15 protein-coding genes, 1 other RNA gene and 1 riboswitch are annotated in these 17190 nt (G+C 32.0%); of the genes, 12 read left to right on the top strand and 4 right to left on the bottom strand.

The features are described 5' to 3' along the window. Positions 1-21 precede the first annotated feature (21 nt). The 3 genes from rpmG (at position 22) to ftsY (ending at position 1648) form a co-directional block, all read left to right on the top strand. Entirely contained in the window at positions 22-204 is a 183-nt protein-coding gene (gene rpmG, locus WHD54_RS02205) for a 50S ribosomal protein L33 (protein WP_088323032.1), read from the top strand. 55 nt (positions 205-259) lie between these two features. Further along, complete coding sequence (locus WHD54_RS02200; protein WP_088323031.1) at positions 260-412, top strand: DUF4295 domain-containing protein; 153 nt, start codon at positions 260-262, stop codon at positions 410-412. Positions 413-694: 282 nt separating this feature from the next. Further along, positions 695-1648, top strand: a complete 954-nt coding sequence (gene ftsY / locus WHD54_RS02195; protein WP_088323030.1) for a signal recognition particle-docking protein FtsY — start codon at positions 695-697, stop codon at positions 1646-1648. Between the two features lie 41 nt (positions 1649-1689). Here ftsY and WHD54_RS02190 read toward each other — a convergent pair whose 3' ends face one another. Further along, on the bottom strand, positions 1690-2814 hold the full coding sequence (locus WHD54_RS02190; protein ID WP_088323029.1) for an ABC transporter substrate-binding protein: 1125 nt from the start codon (positions 2812-2814) through the stop codon (positions 1690-1692). 56 nt (positions 2815-2870) lie between these two features. Continuing rightward, positions 2871-3107: riboswitch (cobalamin riboswitch) on the top strand. An 84-nt stretch (positions 3108-3191) separates the two neighbouring features. Between WHD54_RS02190 and WHD54_RS02185 the strand changes: the two genes are divergently transcribed. Continuing rightward, a complete protein-coding gene (locus WHD54_RS02185; protein ID WP_088323028.1) occupies positions 3192-5138 on the top strand; it encodes a TonB-dependent receptor plug domain-containing protein in 1947 nt (648 codons plus the stop codon). Between the two features lie 55 nt (positions 5139-5193). Here WHD54_RS02185 and WHD54_RS02180 read toward each other — a convergent pair whose 3' ends face one another. Genes WHD54_RS02180 through WHD54_RS02170 form a run of 3 tightly spaced genes read right to left on the bottom strand, consistent with a single transcriptional unit; the run spans position 5194 to position 7042 of the window. Further along, positions 5194-5706, bottom strand: a complete 513-nt coding sequence (locus tag WHD54_RS02180) for a hypothetical protein (RefSeq protein WP_088323027.1) — start codon at positions 5704-5706, stop codon at positions 5194-5196. Between the two features lie 3 nt (positions 5707-5709). Further along, a complete protein-coding gene (locus WHD54_RS02175) occupies positions 5710-6429 on the bottom strand; it encodes a DUF3307 domain-containing protein (protein ID WP_088323026.1) in 720 nt (239 codons plus the stop codon). 1 nt (position 6430) lies between these two features. After that, on the bottom strand, positions 6431-7042 hold the full coding sequence (locus tag WHD54_RS02170; protein WP_158211798.1) for a sigma factor-like helix-turn-helix DNA-binding protein: 612 nt from the start codon (positions 7040-7042) through the stop codon (positions 6431-6433). A gap of 250 nt (positions 7043-7292) precedes the next feature. Between WHD54_RS02170 and WHD54_RS02165 the strand changes: the two genes are divergently transcribed. The 8 genes from WHD54_RS02165 (at position 7293) to WHD54_RS02130 (ending at position 17141) form a co-directional block, all read left to right on the top strand. Next, on the top strand, positions 7293-9614 hold the full coding sequence (locus tag WHD54_RS02165; RefSeq protein WP_088323024.1) for an ATP-dependent helicase: 2322 nt from the start codon (positions 7293-7295) through the stop codon (positions 9612-9614). Between the two features lie 130 nt (positions 9615-9744). Next, entirely contained in the window at positions 9745-10401 is a 657-nt protein-coding gene (locus WHD54_RS02160) for a DUF4290 domain-containing protein (protein ID WP_088323023.1), read from the top strand. 6 nt (positions 10402-10407) lie between these two features. After that, complete coding sequence (gene murA / locus WHD54_RS02155; RefSeq protein WP_088323022.1) at positions 10408-11718, top strand: UDP-N-acetylglucosamine 1-carboxyvinyltransferase; 1311 nt, start codon at positions 10408-10410, stop codon at positions 11716-11718. An 86-nt stretch (positions 11719-11804) separates the two neighbouring features. Further along, positions 11805-12350, top strand: a complete 546-nt coding sequence (locus WHD54_RS02150) for an HNH endonuclease (protein WP_088323021.1) — start codon at positions 11805-11807, stop codon at positions 12348-12350. Between the two features lie 83 nt (positions 12351-12433). After that, positions 12434-12982 carry a nucleotide exchange factor GrpE gene (locus tag WHD54_RS02145; RefSeq protein WP_088323020.1) on the top strand — a complete coding sequence of 183 codons (549 nt, stop codon included), beginning with the start codon at positions 12434-12436 and terminating at the stop codon, positions 12980-12982. Between the two features lie 80 nt (positions 12983-13062). After that, positions 13063-14196, top strand: coding sequence for a molecular chaperone DnaJ (dnaJ, locus tag WHD54_RS02140; RefSeq protein WP_088323019.1), 1134 nt, complete (start codon positions 13063-13065; stop codon positions 14194-14196). 192 nt (positions 14197-14388) lie between these two features. Then, positions 14389-14691, top strand: an RNA gene (gene rnpB, locus WHD54_RS02135) — RNase P RNA component class A. 179 nt (positions 14692-14870) lie between these two features. Beyond that, on the top strand, positions 14871-17141 hold the full coding sequence (locus tag WHD54_RS02130; RefSeq protein ID WP_088323018.1) for an aconitate hydratase: 2271 nt from the start codon (positions 14871-14873) through the stop codon (positions 17139-17141). Positions 17142-17190 lie beyond the last annotated feature (49 nt).

The raw sequence follows: 17190 nt of genomic DNA, 5'->3' as shown, positions 1-17190 counted from the left end.
GCAGAATAAAATTATACAGAGATGGCAAAAAAAGGAAACAGAGTTCAAGTAATATTAGAGTGTACAGAACACAAAGAATCTGGAAAACCAGGTACTTCTAGATACATTACTACTAAGAACAAAAAGAACAGTCCTGATAGAATGGAGATTAAAAAGTTTAATCCTATTCTAAACAAAATGACTATTCACAAAGAAATTAAGTAATTAATTTATCTAGAACTTCTTATTTAGAAGCACATAGATTTAAAAATAATACACAATGGCAAAAAAAACAGTAGCATCTTTGCAAACATCTTCTAAAAGATTAAGTAAAGCTATAAAAATGGTAAAGTCTCCAAAAACAGGAGCTTACACTTTTGTAGAATCAATTATGGATCCAGCATTAGTAAATGACTTTTTAGCAAAAAAATAATCATTTACTAAAAAAATATATCAAACTACTTTCTACAATATAGAAAGTAGTTTTTTTGTGCCTTATTATTTTGTACTTTTGACTGCTTTTATGTCAATAATGTTTGAGGAGTTAGTCTCTTTAGTAGCTTCTATTACACAATCTTATAAAGTAATGTATACTTTTAATTAAGTATTAGTGTAGATGATTATTGTTTTTAGATGTGAAATTGCATGCAGACAATTTGTCTGGAAATAGTAGGTGGTATAATTATAGCTATATCATTTTAAATGAGTAACATATATGAGTTTTTTTAAAAAAATATTTACAAAAGAGAAGAAAGAAACCTTAGATAAAGGGTTAGAAAAAACAAAAACTAATTTTTTCGATAAACTATCAAAAGCAGTTGCTGGAAAATCTAAAGTAGACGATGATGTTTTAGATAATTTAGAAGAGGTTTTAGTTACTTCTGATGTAGGAGTAAACACAACTTTAAAGATTATTGAGAGAATAGAAGCAAGAGTTTCTAGAGATAAATATCTTGGCACAGACGACTTAAATAAGATTTTAAGAGAAGAAATTGCTGGCTTGTTGTCTGAAACCAATTTAGGAGACGAAACAGAGTTTTCAATACCAAAAGACAAAAAACCTTATGTTTTAATGGTGGTGGGTGTTAATGGAGTTGGTAAAACTACTACAATTGGTAAGTTGGCATCACAATTTAAAAAACAAGGTTTAAAAGTGGTGTTGGGAGCAGCAGACACTTTTAGAGCTGCAGCTATAGATCAATTACAAGTATGGGCAGACAGAACATCGGTGCCAATTATTCGACAAGAAATGGGTTCGGATCCTGCATCCGTTGCTTTCGATACACTAACATCTGCCGTAAAGCAGAATGCAGATGTTGTTATAATTGATACTGCTGGTAGATTACATAACAAAGTAAACTTAATGAATGAGCTAACAAAAATAAAACGTGTAATGCAAAAAGTAGTTGCTGATGCTCCGCATGATGTATTATTGGTGTTAGATGGTTCTACAGGACAAAATGCTTTTGAGCAAGCCAAACAATTTACCAAGGCAACAGAGGTAACCTCTTTAGCCGTTACAAAGTTAGACGGTACTGCAAAAGGAGGTGTGGTTATCGGTATTTCTGACCAATTTAAAATTCCTGTTAAGTATATTGGTGTTGGGGAAGGAATCGACGATTTACAAGTTTTTAATAAGTATGAATTTGTAGATTCGTTTTTTAAATAATTCTTACTTACACAAAAAGCAATTCAGGAGCTAAAAAATACTTATTTCATTTTTTCAAAAAAAGTAGTTTTGTAGTTTGGTAGTACTTCAGGATTTGTAATTTTTATCAAATCTTTTAAGACTAAATCGGGTCTTGTTGGTGCTAATTCATAATAAATAACACCACCAGTTTTTCCTTTTTTTGTAGTAGGTGTATAAATTTTATCATTTTTATAGGCACTAAATTTTTGGTAATTAGAATTGGCATTTTTTAGCTCATTCTTGGTTGAGAAATAACCAGGTGCAATCCAGAAATCAGCATTTTTTGCTTTGTCAAAAACAGTTTCAAAACTTAATGATAAACTTCCTTTTCCTTTAGTGTTTTTAAACAAATATGATAAGTTTGCATCCTCTAAAAAATAAGAAACAAAACTCTCGCCACCTGGTAAACTCCAAATATCTTTACTCATAATAGCACCAGAAATTACTGTTGGTCTTGTATTTGTCTTTTTGGCAATTTTTTTTGCCTCTAAGTAGTTTTTTTCAATGCTATTAAAAATACTATCGGCTTTCTTTTCTTTGTTAAATAATACACCAAAAAACTTTATCCATTCGGCCCTGCCTAAAGGTGTTTCTTCGAGCCAATCGCCATTATATATAACCTTTATTCCTGCTTTTTCTATTGTTGTTAGGCTTTTATCAGCAGAAGACACACTATAACCTACAACTAACTCAGGAGCTAAGGAAAGTATAATTTCTGTATTTAGTGAGTTTTCTTTACCGACTTCTACAATAGCACCTTCAGAAAGTAATTTTCTGGTTTTTTGTGCAGATATGTATTTTGTATATGGAAATCCCACAATAGTTTTTTCTTCATTTAATAACTCTAACATTGGTATGTGAGTTGTAGAGGTTACCACTATTTTTTTTAAGGGAGTTTGTATACCTTGTAAGTTGGTTTGTTTATTGTTCTTAGACAAAATAGTATAACTTTTACTATTGGTGGCATTTTTATATGGTGTTTTAATAAGCAGTTTTTTAATACCATTATCCGTTATAATATCAAACCCTTTTGCATACTTAATACTGGAAGTTTCGTTTTTAAATTTTTGCAACTTTTCCTTCTTACAAGAAAAGGAAATCAAGATAAAAAGTAGGTATGATAAAAATGTATAAAAGTGCTTCATTAAAAGTAAATTTTAAACAAGATTACAAAAAATTCTTTAATAAAAATTTTTAAACTACATTTGCGGCGATGTATGGTTTTGATGTTTTTTAAAACATCAAATTAAAAGGGAATCTGGTTAAAATCCAGAACTGTTCCCGCAACTGTAAGTTAATACCAAATTAGATTGGTACCTCTTTAGAGGATGTTATTTACACTTTAGCCACTGTTTACACTGAAAGTTTTCGGTAAAAAATGGGAAGGCAAAATAACATAAAAACAAGTCAGGAGACCTGCCTAACATCAAGATATAAAAACTTTCGGGATAAAAGTTTATGTACTAATCTATTTTCGTACACGAAATTTACCTGATTTATTGTAAATCAAATTTATTAAAAAATGAAAAAACAAGTATGTATAGCTGGTGTTTTTGCATGCAGCTTTATCAGTACACAGTTTTTTGCGCAAAAAGTGCAAAAAGAATCTCTAAAAACAGACACCTTAAAAGAGGTGGTTATTACTGCTACAAAGTTTCAATTAAAAAAGGAGAATACAGGAAAAGTAATACACACAATTTCTCAAAAACAGTTACAAAACAATGCTGGTAAAACGGTTATAGAGGTTTTAAATTCGGTAGTCGGTATAGATGTGAGAGGTGTAAATTCAAATCCTTCCGAACCTAGAGGTATCAATGTTAGAGGAGGTAGAGCAAGGCAAGTTTTGGTATTGATAGATGGAGTTCCAGTTACCGATCAATCTGCAATTAATCAAGAGTTTGATTTACGTTTACTCACTGTAAATCAGATAGAAAGCATAGAAATTTTAAAAGGAGGAGCCTCGGCTTTGTATGGTTCTGGTGCAGCTACCGCCGTAATTAATATAATCTTAAAAAAAGCAACAAGTAAAAATATTTCGGGTACTTACGAAGTTAGTTTAGGAACAAATAACACTGCTAATATTTCTAAAAATACGCTATCTGACAGAAATCAAAATATTAACTTAAACGGTACCATCGGAAAATTTGCTTTTTTAGGTTCTTTTAGTTTAACTGGTGTAGACGGAATGTCTTCGGCTAAAAGTACCACTAATAAACAATTTGAAGAAGATAGTTATTATGCAAAAAACGGATTATTAAAAGTAGATTATTCTTTAAATGATAATATAAACATCGCTTCTTTTTTTAATTATGATGCATTCGAATACGATTTTGATGCAGGGGCATTTTTAGACCACAAATTAAACACTGGAGCAAACGAACAGTTTAGGTTTGGTATAAAACCTTCATATAACTATGCAAAAGGTACGCTTTATTTACTATCGTCTGCTACTATTGTAGAACGTAATTTTAATCAATTTAATTCTTTTTCTAATACCTTAGATTCCTATGAATTTGTAGGTAGAAGTGTATTTGTTGATTTGGTTAATAAGTATGAATTTTCGTCAAAAGTTCAGTTAATTACAGGTGTCAATTATCAAATTCACAGTAATAATACCATCACGCCATTTGCTACAATAGCCAAAGAAACTGCAAATTTTTATACTGTAGATCCTTATTTTAGTCTAGTTTACATGGCAGAAAACGGGCTTTCTGCAAATGCAGGAGGACGTTTAAATATGCATAATGTTTACGGTAATAAATTCGTTTATGATGCTAATTTAGCGTATAATTTAACTATTAAAAATCATCATCAGGTAAAATTACTAACTTCATTTAATACTGCTTTTATTGCACCAAGTTTGTATCAATTATATGATGGTTTTTCTGGGAATATCAACTTAAATCCGGAGTCGAATGAAACTTTTGAGCTTGGCTTAGAGTACGATTTTAAAGATAAGTTTTCTATTGATTTAGTTTATTTTAACAGAAAAGAAACCGCAGCTATTATTTTTGATAATACTACTTTTAAATATACAAACGCTTCATCTGAAGCAAATGGTTTTGAGTTCAGTTCTAATTTTGTAGCTACAGATTTTTTAGCTTTTAGTGCCGCTTACACTTATATTGATAGAGAAAAATTTGAAGATTTTGACGATTATATTCCAAAAAATAAGCTTGTTGCTACAACATCAATAACTCCGTTAAAAAACGCCACTTTAAACTTTACCTACAGAAATGTTGGTGAAAGAAATATTTTTGATAGGTATGGTTCTTTCGGAGCAGCGGGTGAAGATGTTATTTTAGAGCGTTATGAGGTTTTAGATTTTATGGCAAACTATAAATTATTGAACGGTACAGCAACTATTTTTGCTGCAATTACCAATTTATTAAATGAAGACTATGATGATATATTAGGCTTTTCTACTCGTGGTAGAAATTATAAACTTGGGGTCAGGTTACAGTTTTAGTGAATATGAACTTTTAGTGCCTATTCTTATAAAAGCCTTCTTAATGAAGGCTTTTTTACAATAATGTTTTTACTTCTTTTTTTATGAGAATAATTGCTGTTTCGGTTGGAGGAAGTATTTTCGAATAATCTATTAATATATTTTCTCTAAAGTTGTTGGCGGTAGAAGACTCTTCGGCAGCCTGTTTCAGTTTATTGATAACTGCATTTTTTGCACCTAAAACAGCTGTCCAAGTTTCGTCTGATACATATATTTGCTGAACTAAATTATGTTCAAATTCCTGATTAATATTAGCAATTAACAACTCTAAATAATCTTTAGTTTCGTTGGAAATTGGTGGTATTCTCATGAGTATTTTTATTGGGTTTACTCGGTCACAAAATAAAAGTAAGCGTTCGTAGGCTTGCAGTTTAATTGGTAAACTTTCTTTTTTTTGTTGTGCCAATAGTTGAATTTTTTTCTCATTAATTGTAGTAACAAGAAAGCCGTTAAACATGTAATATGCTACCAAACCTGTAACTAGTGAAGGTAAAACGTAAGCAAAACTCTCTAAAATAGTTTGTTCCATAAATTATATATTCTTTATTACTTGTAAATATAAAACACCTATTAATACCGCCAAGCCAAAACTTAGTAAAGTACCAATTAAAATATACTCTGTTAATTTTCTGTCTTTTGCAGAAGTTAAATCGCCAAACCTAAAAACGGATTTTGCAGCCAACAAAAATCCAATAGCTTGCCAGTTATTTGTAATAATGAATGTAAAAACAAATAAGCGTTCTAAGATTCCAATATAACGCCCTGCTTTTGCTAAAGAATCATCATGCTGTTTTTTACTTTCAGGATTCCATTGAGTTATTACAACTTTTATTACCACCGCAGAAAAACTTGTAACTAACAGAAGCGATACTACAAACAGCAGTACTTTTGTAGTTAAAAGGTCTGTAAAATAAAAATTGATATCGCTGTAAATATTTGTCACAATTAGTATTGCTGTTAAGTGTAATCCTTGATCTATGAAAAACCATATTCTTTTATTTTTTTTCTGCTGATAGTAGGCTTTTACAACATCAAAAAAATAATGAGAAATGATAATAATTGCAATACCTAGCCAATATTTTTTTATACTAAAATCTAAAATTAGTAACAATAAAAGGGTGTGAATGGCTATATGAATGTATAGTTGTAAAGATTTAATTTTATTTTTTTCTTTGTCTTTGATTTGCATTTCTGTTTGAAAAACAAAGTCACCCAGAATATGAGTTAGCAATAATTTTAAAAATAAAATCATATTAATTATTTTTTTGTTGAACTATTTTTCTAAAATATTTTTCTAGTTTCAAAATAGGTTCAGAGCCTGCTCGCTTTTGCCGTTCGCTTACTCTACCTTGCGTAATACCTAAAATACCTGCAATTTCTTTTTGGGTTATTTCGTTATTTTCTAGAGATAAATTAAAAACTTCGGCAGAATTTTGTGTCCAAAAATCGGCAGTTAAAAGAGCTAGCTCTAGCGCAATGTTTATGGCTTCATCTATATCTTGCCAAGGAGTTTTTATGGCGATATTTTGTTTTTTTAAATACGTGTCAAAAGCAATACCAGAATTTACGAAAGCCTCTCCATTCGATTCTGTAATAGCTGTGTTTTTAGAATTTTTTTTTCCTATTCCAATCCCAATTCTAACATTTGTATTGGCTCTTTTTTTTAAGTAAGATTTTATTTTTAGCGCAGCATGTATCCCTTCATCAGCATTATTTATGATCAATTGAAAACTATCTCCTCTATAAATTTGCCAATTTTTTGGTGATGACCCAAAAGTTTGCAATATTTCTTTGAGCGCATCTAGCCAAATAGTGCTACTTTTTTTTCTTGAATCTATAATATCTCCCGTTAAAATACTTATCATAAAAAACATTTTATTACACAAATATAACTTTTATGATGTTGAAAAACAAAAATATCTGCTAGTAAGCAGATATTTTTGTTTATCTGTCTATTAGCAGATATTTTTAATTATCTATTAATTAACAGATAAAAATGCAGCTACAAACATTAAAACCTACTAATAACTTGTGAATAAAAAAGAGGAATCATTCTTTAAAAAAACGAATAGTTTGGCTAATTTCACACTTTAAATACTTGTAAAAAAATATCTCTTGAATAGTTACTTAAATTCTTTAAACGAAGCCCAAAAGCAAGCAGTTTTACAGAAAGATGGCCCAATGATTATTATTGCTGGTGCTGGCTCTGGTAAAACACGTGTGCTAACATACAGAATAGCTCACTTGATGAAACAAGGCGTAGATTCGTTTAATATTTTATCGCTAACATTTACAAATAAAGCAGCTAAAGAGATGAAAGCAAGAATTGCTTCTGTGGTAGGAAATAGCGAGGCAATGAATTTATGGATGGGTACTTTTCATTCTGTTTTTGCACGAATTCTTAGAGCTGAGGCAGATAAACTTGGCTTTCCATCTAATTTTACTATTTATGATACGCAAGACTCAGTTCGATTGATTACGAGTATAATTAAAGAAATGAATTTAGATAAAGAAAGATACAAACCAAAGCAAATTTTGGGAAGAATATCTTCTTTTAAAAATAGTTTAATTACGGTAAGGGCTTACTTTAATAATTCAGATTTGCAAGAGGCCGATTTACATGCAAGCAGGCCAAAAGTAGGAGAGATTTACAAGAATTACGTAGACCGATGTTTTAAGGCTGGTGCCATGGATTTTGACGATTTGTTGCTAAGAACAAATGAATTACTAGCTCGTTTTCCAGATGTTTTGGCAAAATATCAGGATAGATTTAGGTATATAATGGTAGATGAGTATCAAGATACTAACCACTCTCAGTATATAATAGTTAGAGCATTGGCAGATAAATTTGGTAATATTTGTGTTGTTGGAGACGATTCTCAGAGTATCTACAGTTTTAGAGGTGCCAATATTCAGAATATCTTAAACTTTCAGAAAGACTATCCAGATGTTAAAACCTTTAAACTCGAACAAAATTACAGGTCTACCAGCAATATTGTAAATGCAGCCAACTCAGTTATCGAAAAAAACAAAACGAAGTTAGATAAAGAAGTTTGGACCTCTAACGATTCTGGAGACGCTATTAATGTAATGCGAACAATTTCTGACGGAGAGGAAGGACGTTTTGTAGCGCAGTCTATTTGGGAAAATCAAATGAATCATCAACTAGATGCGAGCAACTTTTGTGTTTTATACAGAACAAACTCTCAATCTAGAGCTATTGAAGATGCACTGAGAAAGAAGAATATAGACTATAAAATTTATGGAGGAATTTCTTTTTATCAGCGAAAAGAAATAAAAGATATTTTGTCTTATTTACGTATACTAATCAATCCGAACGATGAAGAGGCGTTAAAGCGAATTATCAATTATCCGGCTCGTGGCATCGGAGCTACTACAATAGATAAACTTACTATTGCTGCAAATCACTACAAGAAATCTATTTTCTATATTATTAAAAATATCGATAAAATAGATGTAAAAATTAATGCAGGAACAAAAAATAAGCTACAAAATTTTGTAAATATGTTGCTTAGATTGCAAATAGAAGCAACCACAAAAAATGCTTTTGAAATTGCAGAAGTTGTAGTTAAACAAACACAACTAATTAAAGATTTAGAAAAAGACGGTACTCCTGAGGCTGTAAGTAAAGTAGAAAATGTGCAGGAGTTGTTAAACGGAATAAAAGATTTTATAACCGATAAAATTGAGCAAGGAGAAGATGCTTCACTAACTTCGTTTTTAGAGGATGTAGCTTTGGCAACAGATTTTGATACAGAAAAAGAGAATGACAAGCCTACAGTTTCTTTAATGACTATTCATCAATCTAAAGGATTAGAGTATGCTTATGTTTACATTGTTGGACTAGAAGAAAACTTGTTTCCATCTGCAATGAGTATGAATACAAGAAGCGAGTTAGAGGAAGAGCGAAGGCTGTTTTATGTTGCATTAACAAGAGCAGAAAAAGTAGCTTATTTAACGTATGCACAAACACGTTATCGATGGGGTAAATTAGTAGATGCAGAACCTAGTAGATTTTTAGAAGAAATAGACGATCAATACTTAAATTATATAACTCCAAAAGTTCCTGAGCCCGCAGTAAATAGGTTTGTAGACAAAAGTATTTTTGAGGATGCACCAAAAGGAATCCGCTTTCAAAAACCAATTCAGCGAAAAAAAATGGAGAGAGAACTTTCTAAAAAGAAAGAAGTTGTTTTGCCAAAAAACTTAAAAAAAGTAACACAAGTAAGTACAAAAATGAATCTTTTTGATGGCGATATTACTGTAGGAAATATTGTAGAACACAATAGGTTTGGTAAAGGAACTGTTTTAGGAATTGAAGGAAAAGGACCTGATAAAAAAGCTGAAATTCAGTTTGCAACTGCAGGAAAAAAGAAATTACTATTACAATTTGCGAAATTGAAAGTTATTGGTTAAAATGATACTGTAAACTAAAAATAATTTGCTATTTTGCAGCCTTAAACAACTACATAACAAATGTTTCTGTTCCCCCTTAGTTTATTCCTTAGAATAGTAAGCTAAAAGAACATACTACAAAAAACTATAAATGACATTCGATTTAGAATACAATTCAGAAAGACCGTTAATGATAATACCAGAATACGGCAGACACATACAAAAGCTAGTAGACCATTGTTTAGAGATTGAAAGCAAAGAAGAGAGAGATAAAATGGCAAGAGCAATCGTAGATGTTATGGGAAACTTACAACCTCACTTAAGAGATGTTCCAGATTTTAAACATAAACTATGGGATCAGCTCTACATTATGGCAGATTTTAAATTAGAAGTAGATTCTCCATATCCAAAACCATCAAAAGAAGAACTACAAGAAAAGCCAGAATCTTTGGCGTACCCAAAATCTGCATCAAGATATCGTTACTATGGTAACAATATTCAAACAATGATAGATATAGCATTAAGTTGGGAAGATGGAGAAAAAAAAGAGGCCTTAATTTTTACCATAGCAAATCACATGAAAAAGTGCTATTTGAATTGGAATAAAGACACGGTAGATGATGTAGTTATTTTTAAGCATTTATACGACTTATCTGATGGCAAAATTGATATTAGAGAGACAGATGAAACGTTGTCTGATAGCAAGAATTTATTAAGAAAAAGAAACTCTCAGGGGCAGAATACTTCTAAAAACTCTAATCATAAGAAATCACATCACAACAATCAAAATAAAAACAGAAAACGATAATAGTTCATGGCATCATTTAAGATAGAAGGTGGGCATACGTTAAAAGGAACCATAACGCCACAAGGAGCAAAAAACGAAGTATTACAGATTTTATGTGCAGTTTTGTTAACCCCAGAAAGGGTTGTTGTGCATAATGTGCCAGATATTATTGATGTAAATAAATTGATTTTTATTCTTGGTGAGCTTGGAGTAAAAGTAGAGAAGCTTACCAAAAATTCATATGCTTTTCAGGCTGATAATATAAATTTACCTTACTTAGAGTCTGAAGATTTTAAAAAAGATGGTAGCTCTTTAAGAGGCTCTATTATGATTGTTGGACCGCTTTTAGCAAGATTTGGTAAAGGTTATATTCCTAGACCAGGTGGAGATAAAATAGGTAGAAGACGTTTAGATACTCATTTTGAAGGATTTATTAAGTTAGGTGCAAAATTTAGATATAACAAAGAAGAGCATTTTTATGGCGTAGAAGCCGAAGAGTTGCATGGTGTAGATATGTTGTTAGACGAAGCTTCTGTAACAGGAACAGCCAATATTTTAATGGCGGCAGTTTTAGCAAAAGGCACGACAAAAATTTATAACGCAGCCTGCGAGCCATATATTCAGCAACTTTCTAAAATGCTGAATGCAATGGGAGCTAAAATTAGCGGAGTTGGTTCTAATTTATTAACTATCGAAGGTGTCGAAAAATTAGGAGGTTGTGAACATTCTGTTTTACCCGATATGATAGAAATTGGTTCTTGGATTGGCGTTGCAGTAATGACCAGATCTGAACTTACTATAAAAAATGTAAGTTGGGATAATTTAGGACAAATACCAAGTGTTTTTAGAAAACTAGGAATTACATTAGAAAGACAAGGAGACGATATTTACATACCTGCACAAAAGTCTTACGAAATTCAAAATTATATAGATGGTTCAGTACTTACAGTTGCAGATGCACCTTGGCCTGGTTTTACACCAGACTTGTTAAGTATCGTTTTGGTAATAGCTACACAAGCCAAAGGGACTGTTTTAATTCATCAAAAAATGTTTGAAAGCCGATTATTTTTTGTTGATAAGTTGATAGACATGGGAGCAAAAGTAATTTTGTGTGACCCACACAGAGCTACGGTTATTGGTATGAATTTTGAAAGCTCATTAAAAGCAACAAAAATGACATCACCAGATATTAGAGCAGGTATCTCATTATTAATAGCTGCATTATCTGCCAAAGGAACTTCTATCATTCACAACATAGAACAAATAGACAGAGGTTATGAAAACATAGAACAACGACTAAAATCTATAGGAGCAAAGATTGAACGAATAGAAGGCTAACATATTCTATTTTATTATACATAAGAAGGGGAAAAACGCAAGAAAGAGAAAAAGTTGAATTAATTTATTAATTAAACTTTTAAAGTATGATAAGAAATTTATGGCAAGAAGAATGGAAAGTTGTGAAGTTCGATGAAAAAATTTGTAGTTCATTTAAATTTAAAATATCTAATTATGGTCGTGTAATAGATTGTTCGAAAGAGAATGAACAATTAAGAAAGCCTACCTATATAAATGGATATGAAACAGTTTCTTTACGACAAGAGGTAAACAAAAAATCTACAAGTAGATATGTACATAAGTTGGTTGCGCAACATTTTTTAAAAAAAGAAACAGAAAATCAGCTGTATGTAATTCATCTCAATTACGATAAAAAAGATAATAGAGTAGAAAATTTAAAGTGGGCTACTAAAAGAGAAAAAGAGTTGCATCAGTTTAAAAATCCAACTTTTATTGAGTCTAGAAAAAATATTACCTATGGAAAATTATCGGAAGGCAAGGTAAAAATTATAAAAAAACAGTTGTTAAATAAAAAGAACCGTCTTTCTATGATTGCCAAAAGGTTTGGAGTTTCCGATATGCAAATTCATCGAATAAAAACTGGTGAAAACTGGTCTAAAGTTAAAATATAAAAAAAGAGGTGTCAGTTTGACACTTTTTTTTTGTTGGCAATATTTTTGTAAACATAAAGTAGAAATTTAACGACTACATTAAAATGAGTAAAAAAGATAAAATAAAGGAAGAAGAAGTTTTAGAATCTCAAGAGACATCTCAAGTGGAAGAAAATCAAGATGTTGAGCAGGAGGTAGAGAAACAAGAACCTACTCCTGAGGAACTAATTCAGGCAGAAAAAGATAAATTTTTGCGCTTATTTGCAGAGTTCGAAAACTACAAAAAAAGAACTACCAAAGAGAGAATAGAACTATATAAGACAGCTGGTCAGGAAGTAATGACATCTTTACTGCCAGTTATTGATGACTTCGAAAGAGCTCTGTCACATATAGAAGAAGATAAAGAAGCAGAAGAGTTGAGAAAAGGTGTGTTGTTAATTTATCAAAAGTTTTACAATACGCTAGAGCAAAAAGGTTTGTCGAGAATAGAAACAAATTCTGGAGACGTTTTTGATGCAGAGCTTCATGAGGCTATTACTCAAATTCCAGCTCCTTCAGAGGACCTTAAAGGGAAAGTTATTGATTGTGTAGAAAAAGGATATAAACTAGGTGATAAAATTATCAGATATCCAAAAGTAGTTATCGGACAATAAATGAAAACCCAGTAGTTAGTCTATAAACTTACTTTTCATATTTTAATAGTTTATAGAAATTAACCACTTAAAACAACAAGATGGCAAAACAAGATTATTACGAAATACTTGGCATTTCTAAGAATGCTTCTCAAGCTGAAATTAAAAAAGCTTATCGAAAAATGGCAATTAAGTATCATCCAGATAAAAATCCGGATGATAAAGTTGCAGAAGAAAATTTTAAAAAAGCAGCTGAAGCCTACGAAATTTTAAGTGACGAAAATAAGAAAGCGAGATATGACCAATATGGTCATGCTGCCTTTGACGGACCACAAGGAGGTGGTGGCTTTGGTGGCGGAGGCATGAATATGGATGACATATTTAGCCAGTTTGGAGATATTTTCGGTGGCGGTGGCTTTGGCGGAGGTTTCGGTGGCTTTGGCGGAGGTGGCCAAAGACAAGCTAGAGTAAAAGGGAGTAATATGCGAATTCGTGTAAAGCTTACTTTAGAAGAGATTGCAAAAGGGGTAGAGAAGAAAGTAAAAGTTCGTAGAAAAGTACAAGCAAACGGAGTTTCTTACAAAACATGTGCTACTTGTAATGGATCTGGTCAGCAAATGCGTGTAACAAACACTATTTTAGGAAGAATGCAAACAGCTACAACTTGTAGTACTTGTTCTGGTGCTGGAGAAACAATGAGTTCTAAGCCAAACGGAGCAGATGCTCAAGGTTTAATTGTTAAAGAAGAAACTGTTTCTATAAATATTCCTGCAGGAGTTTCCGAGGGTGTACAACTAAAAGTTGGTGGTAAAGGAAATGATGCACCGGGTAAAAATGCCATTTCAGGAGATTTATTGGTGTTAATTGAAGAAATACCGCATCAAACTCTTAAACGAGAAGGAACAAATATACATTATGATTTGTATATTAATTTTTCTGAAGCCGTACTTGGAGCAAGCAAAGAAGTAGACACCGTTTCTGGAAAAGTAAAAATAAAAATTGAGCCTGGTACACAATCTGGAAAAATTTTAAGATTAAAAGGCAAAGGGTTGCCAAGTATTGAAAGATATGGCACAGGAGATTTTCTAATTCATATAAATGTTTGGACTCCCAAAGAACTAAATAAAGAGCAAAAGCAGTTTTTCGAGAAAATGTTAGAAGATGATAATTTTACTCCAAGTCCGAATAACAGTGATAAGTCGTTTTTCGAGAAGGTAAAAGATATGTTTTCATAACATTTCGTTAAAAAATTACGATTTCATACAAAAAAAGTTGAAAATATTTTTTTGTATAACTAAAAAACATATATTTGCAGTGTTGTTGAGAAATCAGCAACACTTTTTCTTTTTCATAGCAATTTTTCCCACTCAATTTATTGAGTGGGTTTTTTTATGAAATAAAAGTAGTAATTTTGCACAACCATAAAATAAGCAGGCTTATCTTATCGACATATTTACATATGTAGGAAAGTCCGAACATCACAGAGTAGTATAGCGGATAACATCCGTCCGACGTAAGTCGAGGACCAGTGCAACAGAAAGCAAGTACAGTTCGGCTGTAGTGAAACCAGGTAAACTCTATACGATGCAATGCCATGTATATTAGAGCTTGAGAGCTACTCGCTCGATTCTAAAGGGTAGGCAGATAGACTCTAAGAGTAATTTTAGAGCTAGATAAATGATAAGAGCCTTTTTAAGGTACAGGATTCGGCTTATTAGCCTGCTTTTTTATTTTATGGAATCTCCATTATTTTAAGAGTATTTATTGTTTTTGTTGTTGAATTTTCATAAAAATAATTAGATAGCTTTTTCTTATTCATTAATTACTGCTATCTATTATTTATTTTTTAAAATTAATAGAAAAAACGTAGTTTTGTAGTTACAGTAAATATTAAAAATAGAAAATAGATATGGCATTTGATATTGATATGATCAAAAAAGTGTATGCAAACGTTGCAGAACGTGTAGATGCAGCACGAAATGTTACAGGGAAACCTTTAACTTTAGCAGAGAAAATTTTATATTCTCATCTCTGGGACGGAACTACAAATAAAGCTTTTTCAAGAGGAGCAGATTATGTAGACTTTGCTCCAGACAGAATTGCTCTTCAAGATGCTACTGCTCAAATGGCATTATTGCAGTTTATGCAAGCAGGTAAATCTAAAGTAGCAGTTCCAACAACTACACATTGCGATCATTTAATACAAGCTAAAAATGGAGCAGGTTCAGATTTGCAATCTGCCTTAAATACTAGTAATGAAGTGTTTAATTTTTTAGAATCAGTTTCTAATAAATATGGTTTAGGATTTTGGAAGCCAGGTGCAGGAATTATTCATCAAGTGGTATTAGAAAATTATGCATTTCCTGGAGGAATGATGATTGGAACCGATTCTCATACAGTAAATGCTGGAGGATTAGGAATGGTAGCTATAGGTGTTGGTGGTGCAGATGCAGTAGACGTAATGGCAGGAATGCCTTGGGAATTAAAGTTTCCAAAACTTATCGGTGTTAAATTAACAGGAAAACTTTCTGGTTGGACTGCCCCAAAAGACGTAATTCTAAGAGTAGCAGATATTTTAACTGTAAAAGGAGGAACTGGAGCAATTGTAGAATACTTTGGACCTGGAGCAGAGTCGATGTCTTGTACCGGAAAAGGAACCATTTGTAATATGGGAGCAGAAATAGGTGCTACAACTTCTACTTTTGGTTATGACGAATCTATGGAGCGTTATTTACGTGCTACCGATAGAAGTGATGTAGCAGATGCCGCCAATAAAGTAAAAGAATATTTAACAGGAGACGCAGAAGTGTACGCAAATCCAGAAAACTATTTCGACCAAGTAATAGAAATAAACTTATCTGAATTAAAGCCATTATTAAATGGCCCTTTTACACCAGACTTATCTACAGAGGCTGGAAAAGATATGACTGATAAAGCAAACGAGAACGGTTGGCCATTAAAAGTTGAATGGGGTTTAATCGGTTCTTGTACCAATTCTTCTTATGAAGATTTATCAAGAGCCTCTTCAATAGCGCAACAAGCTATAGATAAAGGTTTAGGTATTAAAGCTGAATTCGGAATTAATCCTGGTTCTGAAAAAGTAAGATATACTGCAGACAGAGATGGTATTTTAGGAATTTTTGAAAAATTAGATGCTAAAATATTTACCAATGCATGTGGTCCTTGTATAGGGCAGTGGGCAAGATATTCAGATCCAGCGAATGCACCTAAAAACTCTATTATTCATTCTTTTAATAGAAACTTTGCAAAACGTGCAGATGGAAACCCAAATACACACGCTTTTGTGGCATCTCCAGAAATGGTAGCAGCAGTAACAATTGCCGGGCGATTAGATTTTAATCCAATGACAGATACTTTAATCAATAAAAATGGAGAAGAAGTTATGTTAGATGAGCCAACGGGTTGGGAATTACCGCCTAAAGGATTTGAGGTTAAAGATGATGGGTATTTAGCACCAGAGGAAGATGGAAGCCATGTTCAGATAGCAGTGAAAGAAGATTCTGAAAGGTTACAGTTATTAGCTCCATTTACACCATTAGGAAATTCTATTACTGGAGCAAAATTATTAATTAAAGCACAAGGAAAATGTACTACAGATCATATTTCTATGGCAGGACCATGGTTGCGTTTTAGAGGACATTTAGATAATATTGCCAACAACACCCTTATAGGAGCTGTTAATGCTTTTAATGGCAAGACAAACTTCGTTAAAAACCAATTAACAGGAGAGTATGATGCGGTTCCTGCTACACAAAGGGCTTACAAAAAAGAAGGTATAAAAACGATAGTTGTGGGAGATCATAACTATGGTGAAGGTTCTTCTAGAGAGCATGCAGCAATGCAGCCAAGGCATTTGGGCGTTGCCGCAGTTTTAGTAAAGTCTTTTGCAAGAATTCACGAAACTAATTTAAAGAAGCAAGGAATGTTAGGTTTAACTTTTGCGAATGAAGCAGATTATGATTTAATTCAAGAAGATGATACTTTTAACTTTGTTGATTTAAAAGATTTTGCTCCAGGGAAACCATTAACTCTAGAAGTAGTTCATGCAGATGGAACAAAGGATACTATTTTAGCAAACCATACGTATAACGAAGGTCAGATAGAGTGGTATAATGAAGGTTCTGCTTTAAATTTAATTAAAAAGCAAAACGCCTCTTAATATAATTTGTATTTAATCATAAAAAAAGTCCGAGTTTATCTTCGGACTT

Origin of the sequence: Polaribacter tangerinus, from assembly GCF_038024095.1 — a bacterium.
GTDB classification, from domain to species: domain Bacteria; phylum Bacteroidota; class Bacteroidia; order Flavobacteriales; family Flavobacteriaceae; genus Polaribacter; species Polaribacter tangerinus.
This window is presented reverse-complemented; position numbering and strand designations above follow the sequence as displayed.